This window comes from Acinetobacter sp. X9, from assembly GCF_054889255.1.
The window spans coordinates 1,057,647-1,072,562 of record NZ_CM142679.1 but is presented as its reverse complement, the minus strand read 5'-3'; the positions used below and the strand labels follow the sequence as shown (position 1 = coordinate 1,072,562).

The following is a 14,916-nucleotide window of genomic DNA, read 5'->3' as shown; positions in this document are numbered from 1 at the left end:
TTTTAAAGACTTTATATTTACCAAAATTTAAAAAAACCTGATCTGAATATTACAAATACGCCACAAAATCTGCAAAAGTTATGCATAAGTTATGTTTAACATTTCCTAATGAAAAAAATTAAATTTATATTAATTTTTAAAGGAAAAATTTATGCGTACTTTAGCCGTCTCTACCCTTCTTTTAGGTTCTCTCCTTAGCCCTTTAGTTTTTGCTCAGGATGACAATGCTTTGAACTACAATATTGTAAATGTACAAGCGGAAGCTTCTCGCCAAGTTTCAAACGACGAAATGCATGCAACTTTATATATTGAAAAAAGTAACAAACAACCAGCCGAGCTTTCAAACCAAATTAATCAATTGATGAATCAAGCGCTTAGCGTTTCTCGTAAATATCCTCAAGTAAAAGTGGAAACTGGTGCTCAAAGTACTTACCCAATTTACGATAACGATAGCAATAAGTTAAAAGAATGGCGTGGCCGTGCTGAAATCCGTCTTGAAAGTAAAGACTTTAAAGCTGCTAGCCAGTTAGTAAACGAATTACAGCAAAACTTCCAAACTCAATCGATTAATTTTACGGTTTCTGATGAACAACGTAAAAAAGTTGAAAATGAGTTAATGGTAGAAGCATCTAAAAACTTCCAACAACGTGCTCAAATGTTGACCCAAGCTTGGAATAAAAACCAATATAGTTTGGTCACTCTAAACCTGAACACAAATAACTATTTCCCACAACCTGTAATGCGTGCCAGCATGGCTAAATTTGCTATGGCCGAAGCTGCACCAGCTCAAGACATGGCAGCTGGTGAGTCTAAAATTACTGTAAATGCAAACGGTTCAATTCAGTTTAAATAATTTGTTTGTCTAAAAAAAAGCCCTGAACTCATCAGGGCTTTTTTTTGACTTATTTTTTAAAAGGTAAAGCATATTTAAAGATACGGCCTACCACCTGTCCAAACTGTTTAGCCAGACTTGCGTTGTTATAATTTAGGCCATATTTTTTACATACAGCTTCCACTTTTGGAGCCATTTGGCGATAACGACGCGCTGGAATATCTGGAAATAAATGGTGCTCAATCTGATGGCTCAAATGTCCGCTTAAAATATGTAATGCTTCTGAACCTTTCAAGTTAGAAGAACCACGAATCTGGCGCATATACCAGTGACCACGGCTTTCTTCTTGTAAAACAGACTTTGGAAATACTTCTGCATCTTTTGTGAAGTGACCACAGAAAATAATCGTAAACGTCCAGATATTACGAAGACCATTTGCAACCAAATTACCAGTGAATACAGGTAAAGCTGCTGGACCTGCAATTAAAGGGAAGAAAACATAGTCTTTAAAAAGTTGTTTTCCAATCTTTTTATTAACAGGTTTTAACTCTTCCAAGAATTTTGCCATGCTCTTACGTTTATAAAGGACACGTCCAATTTCAAGATTCTGAATAGCTACGCCCCATTGGAACAATAAACAGAATGGGATGCTATAAACAGGTTGAAGTAAGAAACCCGGCTTCCAGCGTTGCTCTGGGAATAAACGAAGTAAACCGTAACCGATGTCATCATCAATACCTTTAATGTTGGTATAGGTGTGATGTTTATAGTTATGAGTTTGGCGCCAGTTATCAGAAGTACCGACAGTATCCCACTCGTAAGTTTGACCATTAAATTTAGGATCGTTCATCCAGTCATATTGACCGTGCATCACGTTATGACCGAGTTCCATGTTTTCCATAATTTTAGAGAAGCCTAATAGGCCTGTTCCTAAAATCCACGCTGGTGGGAACCAGCCTGCAAACAAACATGCACGACCTAAAAAGCTACTATAACGAATCGCAGCATAAACACGGCGGATATATTTAGCATCTTTCTCACCCAAATCATCCAATACCTCTTGCTTGATCTGATCGAGCTCTTTTGCAAATGCATCAAGTTCTGCTGGAGTCAAATCTCGATTTTTAGGATTTTTAAAATATTCGACTTTCACTGGCATATTCATAAGAGTTCTCTCTTAAAGATCAATAACTAGATCGGATTGTGCTGAGTTCACACAAATTTTGAGTAATTGGCTTGGTTCAGTGTTTTCACTACCGTTAAGTAAATTACGTGTTGAACCTTGTGATTTATTACAAACACATTTATTACAAATTCCCATACGGCAACCATGAGTTGGTTTAAGACCTTCATGTTCAAGGCTAACCAGAATTGACTGGCCTTTAGGAATTGCAATAACCTTATTAGACTGGGTTAATGTGACATTCACATAACCAATATCATCAGCAGAGCTTTCATTTGTTAAGCTAAATGCTTCTGTTAAAACGGCTGGAGCTTTTTCAAAAAGTTGCTCAACAGTCGCCACAAAACCAGAAGGTCCACACGCATAAATTGTGCTGTTTTCTACATCATCAACTAATGCTAAATGCTCTGCATTTAAACGCTCATCATTTGGGGTTTCTTGTGTATAGAAAACCTGATAATTAAAGTTCGGATATTGCTGCGCAACTTTTTCAAAGTACTCAACAAAAGCTGCATCTGAACGCTGCTTTACCCAATATAAAAGTTGTACCTGAACTTTATCTAACTGCTGGCTTTGTTTAATCGCAGTAATTAGGCTCAACATTGGGGTAATACCACTACCCGCAGCCAACATAATTAAATTCGATGTTTTGATGTTTTGTTGCATGTCACCATAAGGTTGACCAAGCTCAAAAACATCACCGATTTTGCTTTCAGAAATAAACCAGTTACTCACGATACCATCAGCAACTTTTTTTACGGTTAAACGTAAGTGCTGCGCATCTATTTGCGTCAAACTATAAGTACGTTCATAGCGACGACCAGCAATTTCTACAATCACAGGATGATGCTGGCCTGCAACGCCCATTTTCACTAAGCGGTTACATTTTAGCGTCAGGCTCACCATGTCGTGAGCGACAAATTCTTTTTTTACAATTTGAACAAGGCCATGTTTTACAGACCATAAAGGATTAACTTTTTGTAGCCAGAAATTAGCCATTTCTTTATCAAAGATGGCTTGTGTCAATGAATTGAATAGAGAATTTCTCTTTTCGATTGCTTGCATAATTGAAGGCTCAGTCGCTCTTTTTTAATTATTATACACATGTATATATATTTGTATATACACCCGTACTTTTAATTACAATTTCACAAGTTCAGCTTCTAAGGCTATAATCCTGAGAGTTTACAAATATATTGAACAGCATGACCCAATCTTCACTTTCTCAGAACCTGAATGACACACCTCAACAACAAGATGTCATTGAAATTAAAACAGCTACGCGTTCTGTTGGAAGAAAAGCGACAATTACTAAAGAAGAACTTTTTCAGGCCGCTTTAAACCTTATTGGTCCGCAAAAAAGTATTGCTTCATTGAGTTTACGTGAAGTAGCTCGAGAAGCAGGAATTGCCCCAAATAGTTTCTATCGACATTTTAAAGATATCGATGAATTAGCAATTTCTCTAATTGACCGCGCAGGTATCGTTTTACGTAAAATTATCCGTCAGGCTCGCCTACGTGCTTCTTTACAAGAAAGTATTATTCGTAGTTCCGTCGATATTTTCCTTCAACAACTCGATGCCGATGAAGGTAATTTAAGTTTATTACTACGTGAAAGTTTTACAGGTTCTGCTTCTTATAAGGCTGCCGTAGACCGCCAGCTCAACTTTTTTCAGCAAGAGCTACAAGAAGATTTAATTCGTCTTGAACGATTAAATAACAATCACCTGTATCACCCAGACCTTGTTGCAAAAGCAATTACTCAACTTGTGTTTCACATGGGTGCCAAAGTGATTGATTTACCGATTAATCAACGTGCAGAAGTTGCTGAACAAACCATGATTATGATTCGGATGATATTAGAAGGCGCACGTCATCTAGATGAAGCAAAAATTCGCTAAAATGATCTAATGAATGGCTTGTTGATGAACAGGCCATTTTTACATCTAACTCCTCTATTTTCCAATAAAAATATAATTCACTGATTGAAGCGAATAGCTTGCCAGAGTATAAATAATCATTCCGTTTGCTCTTTCTCCTATATTCCCAACGATCTCAGGGATCAACATGCAAAATTTGAATAATCGTCAAAGTCTGATTGCAAGCTACATTCTTATGGGCATCTTTTTGCTTTCGGTTATCCCATTACATCTATTAGCAAGTTTTTTTGCAGGCTTTCTCATTTATGAAATTATTATTAGTTTAAGTTCGGTTGTAGAACGTTATATTGATGGCCAAAGAGCCCGTATTTTTATTAGTATTTTACTCAGTATTGTCACCATTTCACTTATTGGTTTTTTCATTACCAGTCTGATTAGTTTCGTTGTATACGATCTAAAAGGTGTCGGATTACATAGTATTAATAGCAAGGTTGATCAAACCTTACTTCATTTACAAGCAGAGATCACAAAGTATCTTCCAGGTTATATTCCTGATAGCGTGACAGATCTAAAAGACGAAATCTTTGCATTTATGAAAGATAACGTCACCACACTAAAAAACACCAGTTCCGATATTTTGCATAACTTCGTGACCATGGTCATGGGATTAATTATTGGTATTTTGGTAGCAATACATGGTTTTCATCGCCGTACGCCTCAGCCTGTTTTTAAGTCACTGCTTATTCAGCGTATTCAAAAATTATCAATTTCATTTAAAAATGTTGTTTTTGCCCAAATAAAAATTTCAGCCATTAACACCCTGCTCTTTATTTTATTCGCCTTTATTTTGTTGCCACTTTGGGGAGTTCACCTTCCTTTTGCCAAAACTTTAACTATTTTGACCTTTATGTTTGGTCTCATTCCAATTTTAGGGAATCTACTTTCAAACACTTTAACGTTTATTGCAGCTCTTACAATTTCTCTAGGACTAGCAGGAGCAGCATTACTTTATCTTGTTCTGGTCCATAAACTTGAATATTTTATTAATGCTAAAATTATTGGGCATAAAATCAATGCAAATGCATGGGAGATTTTATTAGCAATGCTAGTATTTGAGTCAATTTTTGGCTTAGGCGGTTTAATCGCAGCTCCAATTTTTTATGCTTATTTAAAGCTAGAATTAAAAGACGCTGGTCTCATCTAACTCAAAATCGATGTATAAAAAAAGCGCCCTCTCGGCGCTTTTTTCATTTTGAGTAAGTTACGGTTTAACCACAACTAACACTTGAATTGCTTCTGGTGTAACAGTTAAACCATCAAGTAAGCTCAAGCCTTCTTTTTGCAGTTTCTGTAAACGTTCAATTTCGTCTTGACGAATACTTGGGTTGAACTGTTTGAGATAAGTTAAACGGTCAATTTCATATTGCCATTTATTGCCATAATGTTCCTTTGCTTGTTGCTGAAGCTGCGGTAAATCAACTTTCGCAATCTCTAACGCTTGTTTATAGCGCTGCTCAATGATATCACGGCGGGCTTTAACTACTTGACGGCAGCTATTGCCATCTAAATGGTGCAAATAAGGTTTTAAAATTGTTGGATCAATCTTTTCAGATAAGTCCTGACCATTTTCACTTAACAATACACGGATAAGCTGTTTCGGCAAGCTTGATGGCAAGTTCAAAGATTTAGGTGCAACAACATCTACTTTAAACCAGACTTCAATTAATACTGAACCCTGCTTTAAAGCGTTAGATTTGAGTACAGCAACATTGGTACTACCAAACGATTGTGTACGGATCATTTCCATAACACTTTCAATGAATGGATGCTCTAAAGTTAAATATTGAGCATCTTCACGAAGCTGAGCTTGATCACGATAGAAAGTTGCTGTCATACCTTCTTCGTCTAATGCCAAACCTTGCACTTGCATTTGGTCGGTCGGTTTAATAATCACCGTACCATTACTTTGCTCATCAAAGTCGATATTGGTTGATGACATGAAACGCTTCACAAACATTGGTAGCGTAGTATTGTCATCATAGTCTTCAAGAGCTTGAACAATTTCTTGTGCCACAATAGGACGACATGAATTATATTCAAGTAAACGATCTCGGCCGGCTTGAAGTTCAGCTTCCAAGGCTTGACGTTGAACATTCACCTCTTCAAGCAAATCTTCAAATGTTTGACCTTGGTCTGCAAGTAAACAGTCTTTTAACTCAACAATAAAGTTCTCTTGCAGCGTTTGTGCTGTTGGAGAAATATTGCTGAAAATATTCAGAGCTTCATTATACCAACGGAACATACGCTCTTGAGCTGTTCCCACAAGGTATGGCACATGAATTTGAATACGGTTTTCTTGCCCAATACGGTCTAGACGGCCGATACGTTGCTCTAAAACATCTGGGTTAGCTGGTAGATCAAATAAAATTAGATCACTGGCGAATTGGAAATTACGGCCTTCCGAACCAATTTCCGAACACAGTAGAATCTGCGCACCATAGCTTTCTTCAGCAAAATAAGCAGCTGCTTGGTCACGCTCTAGTAAGCTCATGCCCTCATGGAACATTGCGGTACGAATGCCTGCATGCAAACGCAATACATTTTCTAAAGATTCAACTACTGGTCCGCTACGCGCAATTAAAAGCACTTTTTTATGCTTAAGATCTTTGCGTAAAATTTCCATTAACCATGGCACACGCGGATCATTTTGCATCCATGAACCATCAATTTGTGCTTCTTCAGGCCACATTTGCTCACGCAGTTTGCCATCTTTTGACCAATCTTCTGGTGCTGGTAATGGTGCTGGCTGACAATCACGACCTGGGAAGCCCTGAATAGCTTCACGTGTATTACGGAATAAAATACGTCCAGTACCGTGACGGTCTAATAATTCGTGAATTGCTCTAAAGCGTTGATCTGGCTGGTCTTCAATGCTGTGACCTAACAAACCTTCTAAAGCAGATAAATGCTCTGGTGTTAGAGCTTGATCAGACATGAGTACTTCAGCAATTTTTGCAGTCTGCTGATATTGAGTCTCTTCATCTAAGAAACGCTCTAAACTACTAAAACGCTGTGGATCAAGTAAGCGTAAGCGAGCGAAATGACTTTCTACACCTAATTGTTCAGGTGTTGCAGTGAGTAATAGTACCCCTGCTGTATTTTCAGCGAGCTCTTCAATTAAATCATAGCGATCATTACCGCCTTCTTCTTCGCTCCACATCAAATGATGTGCTTCATCGACTACGAGCAAATCAAAACCAGCTTCTATGGCTTGCTCACGCAAATCATCATGGTCAACCATTAAGTCAACGCTGGCAATAATGCATTGCTCAGTCAAGAACGGATTAAGTTCCGGATCATGTTCTTTAATAGATGCGGTACGTGTTAAATCAAACAGAGAGAATTGCAAGTTAAAACGACGGCGCATTTCAATCATCCACTGATACTGAAGAGAATCAGGGACTAAAATCAGAATTCGTTCTGAACGACCAGTTTTAAGCTGTTGGTGGATAATTAAACCAGCTTCAATTGTTTTACCTAAACCAACTTCATCGGCAAGTAAAACACGAGGTGCAAAACGTTTACCAACTTCATGTGCGATATAAAGCTGATGAGGAATCAAACCAACACGGGCACCGACCATACCACGTAGAGGGCTGGTCTGCATTTGCGCTTGCATCAACATCGCTTCAATACGCAGGTCATACCACTCTTTATAATCAACTTGACTTGCAAGCAAACGATCTAAAGGTTTAGATAATTGAATTTGCGCACCAATACGAGTTTCATTGAGTGCTTTACGCTCTTGCTCGCCATTTTCTAAAGTACGAACAACGTTGTAACGCAAAACGCCATGACGATCTTCAACAGATTCAACGATCCACTTCTGGCCTTCTTGATCTTGAACTTCATCATTCGTATTGAAGATGATACGAGATAGTGGAGCATTATTACGTGCATATACACGTGTCTCATCACTTTTGGGGAATAAAATGCTGACAGATCTTTCATCTACATCAATAAGTACACCTAAACCGAGCTCAGTTTCTGTGTCTGATAGCCAACGTTGACCAATAGCATACTGCTGCAATTTTTCCACCTTTCTCTCAAGTTCGCACTACATATTGTACGATGCAAATTAGCTTATTTTTGCATCTTTTTATGTAGTCTTTAAAGCAAAATTTTGAAGCAAAAACCAATTAAATCGCTTTGCTACAAAAAATCACGCATTAAATTTTTTACATTAAAACGGTACAGGACAGTCAAAAGTTAATGTTTCTGCTGTGACAGGATGATTAAAACTTAACTGTTTGGCATGCAAACATAAACGCGGAACAAGTTGTTGCTCCGGTGTTGCATACAGCGTGTCACCTACAATTGGATGCCCAAGATATTGCATATGTACACGGAGTTGATGAGATCGGCCCGTAATTGGTGTTAATTTCACACGAGTTACAGGCTGTCCCTGAATCTGAAAATGTTCTATGGCCTGCCAATGTGTTAAAGCAGGCTTGTTGTGAGAAGCGTCGACAATATGTAAAGGTGGTCGGCTTGGGTCATAGATGACAGGAATATCTACAGTCCCCTCACCCTCTAAATGCCCTGCGACAAGCGCTTCATATATTTTTGAAGTCTGACGATCTTGAAATTGACGTGCAATCGCACTTTGACCGCGCTTCGATAAACCAAATACTAAAATACCTGAAGTATCTCGGTCTAGTCGATGAATGAGCAAAGTTTTAGGTTCAATCGCAACCAACCTTGTCAAAACGCTATCATGTAAATCACCTTTACCAGGAACACTCAAGATGTCCGAAGGTTTATGAATCACCATAAAATCATCATCACGATAGATCAGATGTTCACTTAGAAAATCACTCAAAGTTGTATTCCCAAGGTAAGATGAAAAACAAGCGGGCAATAATAAAAAGCTTACGTCCGAATTACAATGCCGTTCGGGTAAATTAACAGCAGAATTTGCAAATATTATGGATCACTTGAGGTCTATAGTCAGTCAAGGCTTCAATAACTGCATAATATGTTGCAATGTCGGTGTTTGCATTATCTCTTCAGCGCTTAAGCTCGCACCATTTGCACGCCATAGATCGACTAGATAATTCACAGCAGACTGATCTAATCCGTAGTTTCTTAAATCAATTTCAGGATGGATCTCCATAGGATGTCGCCCTACCTGTTCAGCAATTGCCAATAAAATTCCTTTATCTGACAAGATATAGGAGGACGGCGCACTTAAAGACCATAAGCGTATTAAGCTCTGCGTATTTAGATGTTTTATATGGTCAAAACTGATCTTTTCAATCCATTGGATATGCTGCTCTAGATTAGCCGCCAAGATCGCATCATTTACAACACTGACCTGATCTGTAATCGATAAAACAAGCTGCATGACTTGTTTAAACAGAGGAGATAAATCACCTGCCATCATAACTTGAGCTTTAGTATTTGATGACAAACGCTGACCAAGCTCCAACATCGTTTGTTGAAGCTGAGATGTATCAATAAAAATAATTGGAATTTCGAGTGATTGAGCGCGCTTACTCAACAATTCCAAATGGTTCGCCAATGGTTGCTCAGACCAATCTGGTCGTAGTTTAAGCTCATTGAGCCCAACCATGAGCAAAATACTTTGCGCTGACTCAATTGACCAATTTGAAGTATTTGCTGCTAATTGGATTTTTCGAGGTAAGGGATAAAACATTGTTCTCTACAAATATAAAAATAGCTCAAATTAAAAAGCCCGTTTAACACGGGCTTTTTTGCTTACTTCATTTCAGCGAATGTTTCTTTTGCAGCCTGAATCGTAAATTCTATATCTTCATCAGAGTGTGCAGATGAAATAAAGCCTGCTTCAAATGCTGAAGGTGCCAAGTTTACGCCACGTTTTAACATACCATGGAAGAACTTTTTGAAAGCTTCAATATCACATGCCAACATAGAGTCAAAGCTTGTAATGTCTTCTTGGTCGGTAAAGTAAAGACCGAACATTGCGCCAGCTTGCTGAGTCTTAAATGGAATACCCGCTTCATCAGCTGCAGCTTGTAAGCCTGCAAGTAACTTTTCAAGTTGAGCAGATAATTTGCTGTAAAAGTCAGGTTGGCGTAAATGTTTAAACATTTCAATACCAGCACGCATAGCAAGTGGGTTACCAGATAATGTACCTGCTTGGTATACACCACCTAAAGGTGCGATGCATTCCATGATTTCACGCTTACCACCAAATGCACCAACAGGCAGACCTGCACCAATAATTTTACCTAAAGTCGTTAAATCAGGTTTAACATTATAAACTGATTGCGCACCGCCTAAAGCAACACGGAAGCCTGTCATCACTTCATCAATAATGAATACAGATTTATATTCATCACAAATATCACGAATGGCTTGTAAGAAACCGTCGATTGGTTTCACCATATTCATGTTACCCGCGACTGGTTCAATAATAACACCCGCAATTTCATGGCCGAACTTAGCAAAGCATTCTTTTAATGCAGCAATATCATTATACGGCAGCGTTAAAGTATGTTTAGCAAAATCAACAGGAACACCTTTCGAAGTCGGTTCACCTTCACCTAAAGTCAGTAAACCTGAACCTGCTTTTACTAAAAGTGAGTCTGAGTGGCCGTGGTAACAACCCTCAAACTTCACGATTTTGTCACGGCCAGTATAACCACGCGCTAAACGAATAGCGGTCATGGTCGCTTCTGTACCCGAGTTAGTCATACGCACCAATTCAATTGATGGCATGATTTCACAGATAATATCTGCCAGTGTTGTTTCGTGTACGGTTGGTGCACCAAAACTTAAGCCATCTTCTGCTGCTGTTTGTACAGCCTTAATAATCTCTGGATGAGCATGACCTAAAATCATTGGTCCCCAAGAACCAACATAGTCAACATAACGCTTACCATCCACATCCCATAAATAAGCACCTTTTGCTTTCTCGATGAAAACCGGTGTTCCTCCAACGCCATTAAAGGCACGTACCGGAGAGTTCACACCACCTGGAATGTGTTTGCTGGCTTGTTTAAATAACTGTTCTTGCTTTGGAGATAAACTCATGGAAATGCTCGTCTTAAATATCTAAAAAATAATTTTGAAAGCTTAAGAAAATAATTGTGCCCACGCCTGTACACGGGCAGGAATTTCAGCAGTTGATCGGCCTAATATATCACTAATGACTGCACACAGGTCAGCCCCAGCCTCAATCACAGGTTGTGAGTTTTCAACCGTTAAACCACCAATCGCACAAATTGGTAAATCATATTGGGCTGCTGCTTGCTTAATTACTTCGATACCTACATTACCTGCTTCTGGTTTTGTAGAGGTCGCATAGACCGCACCAAATGCAATATAAGTCGCGCCATCTGTAATTGCTTTTTGTGCAAGTTCTAAGGAGTTTAGGCAAGTACGGCCAATAATCACGCCTTCTGGTAATTGCGATTTTGCATCGGTAATTTCACCATCACTTTGACCTAAATGCACACCTAATCCAAACTGAGCAGCCAGTTTTAGGTCGTCATTAATGACAAAAGGAACCTGATATTTTTCACATAAAAGTTTGATTTTCTCGACTTCTGCGGGTTGGTCTGCTTTGTCTATTTTCTTACGGCGGTACTGTAAAATTGCGACCTGACGAGTTGCGAGTGCGGCATCTAGTTTTTCTAATAATAGTTGGATTGGGTCATCGTTGGTAATGAGATATAAACCGCGCATACTCTACTCTCGCTTTAAAAAACTTCGCTAGTATAACGGATTTATAGGACATCATAAGTACCGATTGATATAGGCTTACCAGTACCAATCGGTATATTTAGAATAGATATAAATATTAGCTCGGAATTTTATCGTGCTTACGGTCAATCAAACTTAATCGACCAGTCGCTACGTCAGACAGCATTCGCCAATCAGAAATAAAGCTATAGAAAGGCTGTTTAAAACTGGCAGGCTTATTTTTTTCAAACACAAAATGTCCAACCCAAGCATTTGCATAACCCGCTACCAAACCATAGAGTACATATTTGGCTTGTTTCTTACGGACTGCTTTTGAAAAAAAGTATAGACCAATGCTACTGCCCACCACATGCAAACGTCTGCTCATGATGTTACGGTGTTCAGTTAAATAAAAACGATAAAATTCCTGATAGTTTTTAATCGGCAATTCAAACTCTGGCTGAGCTTCATGGCTAAAGTTCACTGGTGCATTCACGATCATCTTCCTGATTTTTATTTGATCAAAACGTCACCTGATTGTACACCTAAATAAAAGTGTAGCGTCATATGTTTGATTGTAACTTTCTCTATCAAAACCATTATTTTTATAGCTAAGCTATTATACTTATTCAAGATAGTCTAAATACCTGATTCAGGGAGATATATTATGGTCGAAGTCGAACTAAAGTTTCAGTTACCTGAATCGAAGAAAAAAACTGTCCAGCAATACTTAAAAAAACACAAAGCAAAGAATATTCACTTACAGGCAAAGTATTACGATACTCCTGATCGACTGCTTGCAAAAAACGGTATGGCCTTACGTTTACGTAAAGAAGATGATCAATGGGTACAAACATTTAAAGCCGCAGGTCAAAGCCATCTCCACCGTGTTGAAGAAGAAATTCATTTAGGTGTGTGTGACCAAGAACCTGACTTAAACCTTGAGTTATATCAAGATAATAAAGTGGTAACTGATTTAATTAATACGGCTTTAGGAACAGAAGCTGAAAAACTAAGTTTGCAGTTTGAGACTGATGTACAGCGCACCTACCATGTGTTTGAAGCAGATAATACAGCGATTGAGGTTTGCTTAGATGATGGTGTCGTAAAAACAGCGGATGCACAAAGTGTAATTTGCGAAGTCGAATTTGAACTCAAGCAGGGTGCAGTGAAAACGCTTATTCAATTTGCGCAGCAATGGATTAATCGTTACTCACTTTGGCTAGATGTAAGAAGTAAAGCCGAACGTGGCAATTTATTAGCATTAGGACAAGCTGCCTCACCTGCTATTCATGCCAAAGCTCTAACATTAAATAAAGATATTACTGCTCAACAGGCTCTCAAAAAGATTGTCGAAAACTGTTTAGAACAATTCTTACCAAATATGGCTGTCATTGCCGATGGGGTTGCTGAAGCTGAGCATATTCACCAAGCACGTGTGAGTCTACGTCGTTTACGTAGTGCCCTTAAGCATTTTGCAGGTTGGTCAGGCGAGCTAAATCCTCTTTGGGAAGAACAAATTGCTGAGCTTTTCCGTAAACTTGGAGACACTCGTGATGAAGATGCGATTCGTACCGAAGTGTTACCTATTATTCAACAACATGGATCACCTGAACTATTACTACCAGTTTCAGCCCAGCCCTCAAAAGAACTCTCAACAATCTTTACCTCTGCAGACACGATTAAGCTATTACTCAATTTATTAGCATTTGCTTATTCAGAAGAAGATTCTAAGTCCCAAAAAGGCAGCTTAAAAAAACATATTAAAAAGAGCTTAGATAAGTTACATCATAAAGTGATTAGTAATGCTGAACACTTCTCTGAGCTTGAAGTGACTGAACAACACAAAATAAGAAAGCAAGCTAAGCAGTTACGTTATTGTGTTGAGTTTATTTCTAGTCTTTATCCAAATAAAAAAGTACAGCAATATTTAAAACAGCTACAACCTGTGCAAAATACCCTAGGTCAATATAACGATTTGTTTATTGCAGAAGGTATTTTTAACAATGTGGTTGAACAAGATCCGTCTTTCTGGTTTGCCTTAGGTTGGGTCAAAGCCAAACAGCCACAATTACAAAAGCGCTCAGCAAAAGCTTTACAGACTTTTAGTCAGGCTGAAACTTTCTGGTAATTTATAAAAAGTCGCTGTAGACGTGCAGCGACTTTTTATCGGTATTTACCAAATACTTTCCATACGCCGTTATCTGCTAACGGATCACTATAGCTATCGCTGCGTTGCTTTCTTGGCTTATCACGAGCATCGACCAGTTTAAAATGCGGTTCAACCCCTAGCACAATCCCATTGGTGTAAAACCGTGAACGTGTATATTCGCTTTGTCCATGCTGGAATACATAGGTTCTTAAATCGATGAATTCACGGTGAGCAACCAGAGCCGCGGTATCATCACTTTGCAACCATTCTTGCATCGTAAAAATCTGATCAGTTTCGAACTGCCCGCATTTTTCAATAAGACTCGCAACACCGCGAAAAGTTTTAGATTCTTTTGCGCGTGTTTTATTAATCCGAATTCGGTCTACGTGAAAAAAGAATAGCGGTAAATTTAAATGACTTGGCAAATGAATCGCATCTGGTAATTCATCTTCCATAAATGGCTGAAAAAGCTCTTGCGCCCTTTCAATTAGCCCCTGCCATTGACGGTAGTAGTTTTCGACTTCTTCTTGCAAGCCATAATAAATGGGCAATCCTTCGACATGCTCTAAATATTGAGGTGGGAAAACATGCTGGCGTAATAAAGCAATATCTGTCTTTAAACTTTGAATAGCAATTGCATCTTGCATATTAGTCTCTCCTACCAATACTTAGGCTATTTACAGACTAAGTCAAAGGTTTTGTTTCCGCAAGCGTTTGCCTATAATAAGCAGCTCTATTTTTGCGGGAATAAGTCATGTCTCAAAAGATTAATGCAACAGATATTACTGAAGAAGAAGCATTAAATGCTGTTTTCTTTGAGCGTGCGGATGAATTTATTAAACAGGCTAATGATTTTTGTCGCCCGCCAAAAGATAAAAAAGTTGATCCGGCTGAGCTACGTGGTCAAGTGAGTGCTGCAATGTTATTTGCTACTGCCCGTTTCAATACATGGGTAGCAGCAAATAACTTTAAAGATGGTAATGAAATGCGTGATGCAAAAGATCAGGTCATGTCTTACCTTCTTCAGCAGTTTCAAATGATGCTTGAAGATAACTTCGATGAGTATTGTGAACAATTCGAAAATTATTTACGTTTCCGTAAAAATGAAGATTTTCACGCGCACAAACATGATCATTAA

At 38.5% G+C, this 14,916-nt stretch carries 14 protein-coding genes; 5 read left to right on the top strand and 9 right to left on the bottom strand.

Annotation, left to right across the window (positions count from 1 at the left end):
• Positions 1–151 precede the first annotated feature (151 nt).
• Positions 152–853, top strand: coding sequence for an SIMPL domain-containing protein (locus ACYU0V_RS05150; RefSeq protein ID WP_461849296.1), 702 nt, complete (start codon positions 152–154; stop codon positions 851–853).
• 49 nt (positions 854–902) lie between these two features.
• Here the strand turns inward: ACYU0V_RS05150 and ACYU0V_RS05145 are convergent, their stop codons facing one another.
• Together ACYU0V_RS05145 and ACYU0V_RS05140 are read right to left on the bottom strand one after the other, a co-directional pair.
• Complete coding sequence (locus tag ACYU0V_RS05145; protein WP_002118415.1) at positions 903–1,997, bottom strand: fatty acid desaturase family protein; 1,095 nt, start codon at positions 1,995–1,997, stop codon at positions 903–905.
• Positions 1,998–2,009: 12 nt separating this feature from the next.
• Complete coding sequence (locus ACYU0V_RS05140) at positions 2,010–3,080, bottom strand: ferredoxin reductase (RefSeq protein ID WP_461849295.1); 1,071 nt, start codon at positions 3,078–3,080, stop codon at positions 2,010–2,012.
• A 140-nt stretch (positions 3,081–3,220) separates the two neighbouring features.
• On the opposite strand from ACYU0V_RS05140, the gene fabR reads away from it, so the two are divergent.
• A complete protein-coding gene (gene fabR / locus ACYU0V_RS05135) occupies positions 3,221–3,916 on the top strand; it encodes an HTH-type transcriptional repressor FabR (RefSeq protein WP_002118668.1) in 696 nt (231 codons plus the stop codon).
• A 166-nt stretch (positions 3,917–4,082) separates the two neighbouring features.
• The gene (locus ACYU0V_RS05130; protein ID WP_005067939.1) at positions 4,083–5,099 is read left to right on the top strand and encodes an AI-2E family transporter; all 1,017 of its coding nucleotides are present in this window, start codon (positions 4,083–4,085) and stop codon (positions 5,097–5,099) included.
• A gap of 57 nt (positions 5,100–5,156) precedes the next feature.
• Here the strand turns inward: ACYU0V_RS05130 and rapA are convergent, their stop codons facing one another.
• The 6 genes from rapA to ACYU0V_RS05100 form a co-directional block, all read right to left on the bottom strand.
• Entirely contained in the window at positions 5,157–7,994 is a 2,838-nt protein-coding gene (gene rapA / locus ACYU0V_RS05125) for an RNA polymerase-associated protein RapA (RefSeq protein ID WP_005073250.1), read from the bottom strand.
• Between the two features lie 144 nt (positions 7,995–8,138).
• The gene (locus ACYU0V_RS05120) at positions 8,139–8,777 is read right to left on the bottom strand and encodes an RluA family pseudouridine synthase (protein ID WP_005307342.1); all 639 of its coding nucleotides are present in this window, start codon (positions 8,775–8,777) and stop codon (positions 8,139–8,141) included.
• A gap of 132 nt (positions 8,778–8,909) precedes the next feature.
• Entirely contained in the window at positions 8,910–9,614 is a 705-nt protein-coding gene (locus ACYU0V_RS05115) for an acyl carrier protein (protein ID WP_461849291.1), read from the bottom strand.
• Between the two features lie 62 nt (positions 9,615–9,676).
• Positions 9,677–10,975, bottom strand: coding sequence for a glutamate-1-semialdehyde 2,1-aminomutase (gene hemL / locus ACYU0V_RS05110; protein ID WP_016146072.1), 1,299 nt, complete (start codon positions 10,973–10,975; stop codon positions 9,677–9,679).
• A 42-nt stretch (positions 10,976–11,017) separates the two neighbouring features.
• On the bottom strand, positions 11,018–11,629 hold the full coding sequence (gene thiE / locus ACYU0V_RS05105) for a thiamine phosphate synthase (RefSeq protein ID WP_046811675.1): 612 nt from the start codon (positions 11,627–11,629) through the stop codon (positions 11,018–11,020).
• Positions 11,630–11,744: 115 nt separating this feature from the next.
• Positions 11,745–12,128: an Mpo1-like protein gene (locus ACYU0V_RS05100; protein WP_017387281.1), complete on the bottom strand. Its 384-nt coding sequence runs from the start codon at positions 12,126–12,128 to the stop codon at positions 11,745–11,747.
• 165 nt (positions 12,129–12,293) lie between these two features.
• Between ACYU0V_RS05100 and ACYU0V_RS05095 the strand changes: the two genes are divergently transcribed.
• A complete protein-coding gene (locus ACYU0V_RS05095) occupies positions 12,294–13,757 on the top strand; it encodes a CYTH and CHAD domain-containing protein (protein WP_199992058.1) in 1,464 nt (487 codons plus the stop codon).
• A gap of 35 nt (positions 13,758–13,792) precedes the next feature.
• Here the strand turns inward: ACYU0V_RS05095 and ACYU0V_RS05090 are convergent, their stop codons facing one another.
• Positions 13,793–14,425 (bottom strand): hypothetical protein, encoded by a 633-nt coding sequence (locus ACYU0V_RS05090; RefSeq protein WP_002118705.1) that lies wholly within the window; start codon positions 14,423–14,425, stop codon positions 13,793–13,795.
• A 107-nt stretch (positions 14,426–14,532) separates the two neighbouring features.
• Between ACYU0V_RS05090 and ACYU0V_RS05085 the strand changes: the two genes are divergently transcribed.
• Complete coding sequence (locus tag ACYU0V_RS05085) at positions 14,533–14,916, top strand: DUF3144 domain-containing protein (protein ID WP_002118682.1); 384 nt, start codon at positions 14,533–14,535, stop codon at positions 14,914–14,916.

Excerpts from the sequence above, each read along its gene's own strand:
- thiE (WP_046811675.1), bottom strand. The coding sequence starts at position 11,629 with ATGCGCGGTTTATATCTCATTACCAACGATGACCCAATCCAACTATTA.
- fabR (WP_002118668.1), top strand. The coding sequence starts at position 3,221 with ATGACCCAATCTTCACTTTCTCAGAACCTGAATGACACACCTCAACAA.
- ACYU0V_RS05085 (WP_002118682.1), top strand. The coding sequence starts at position 14,533 with ATGTCTCAAAAGATTAATGCAACAGATATTACTGAAGAAGAAGCATTA.
- ACYU0V_RS05150 (WP_461849296.1), top strand. The coding sequence starts at position 152 with ATGCGTACTTTAGCCGTCTCTACCCTTCTTTTAGGTTCTCTCCTTAGC.
- ACYU0V_RS05090 (WP_002118705.1), bottom strand. The coding sequence starts at position 14,425 with ATGCAAGATGCAATTGCTATTCAAAGTTTAAAGACAGATATTGCTTTA.
- ACYU0V_RS05115 (WP_461849291.1), bottom strand. The coding sequence starts at position 9,614 with ATGTTTTATCCCTTACCTCGAAAAATCCAATTAGCAGCAAATACTTCA.
- ACYU0V_RS05140 (WP_461849295.1), bottom strand. The coding sequence starts at position 3,080 with ATGCAAGCAATCGAAAAGAGAAATTCTCTATTCAATTCATTGACACAA.
- ACYU0V_RS05100 (WP_017387281.1), bottom strand. The coding sequence starts at position 12,128 with ATGATCGTGAATGCACCAGTGAACTTTAGCCATGAAGCTCAGCCAGAG.
- ACYU0V_RS05145 (WP_002118415.1), bottom strand. The coding sequence starts at position 1,997 with ATGAATATGCCAGTGAAAGTCGAATATTTTAAAAATCCTAAAAATCGA.
- ACYU0V_RS05130 (WP_005067939.1), top strand. The coding sequence starts at position 4,083 with ATGCAAAATTTGAATAATCGTCAAAGTCTGATTGCAAGCTACATTCTT.
- ACYU0V_RS05095 (WP_199992058.1), top strand. The coding sequence starts at position 12,294 with ATGGTCGAAGTCGAACTAAAGTTTCAGTTACCTGAATCGAAGAAAAAA.
- hemL (WP_016146072.1), bottom strand. The coding sequence starts at position 10,975 with ATGAGTTTATCTCCAAAGCAAGAACAGTTATTTAAACAAGCCAGCAAA.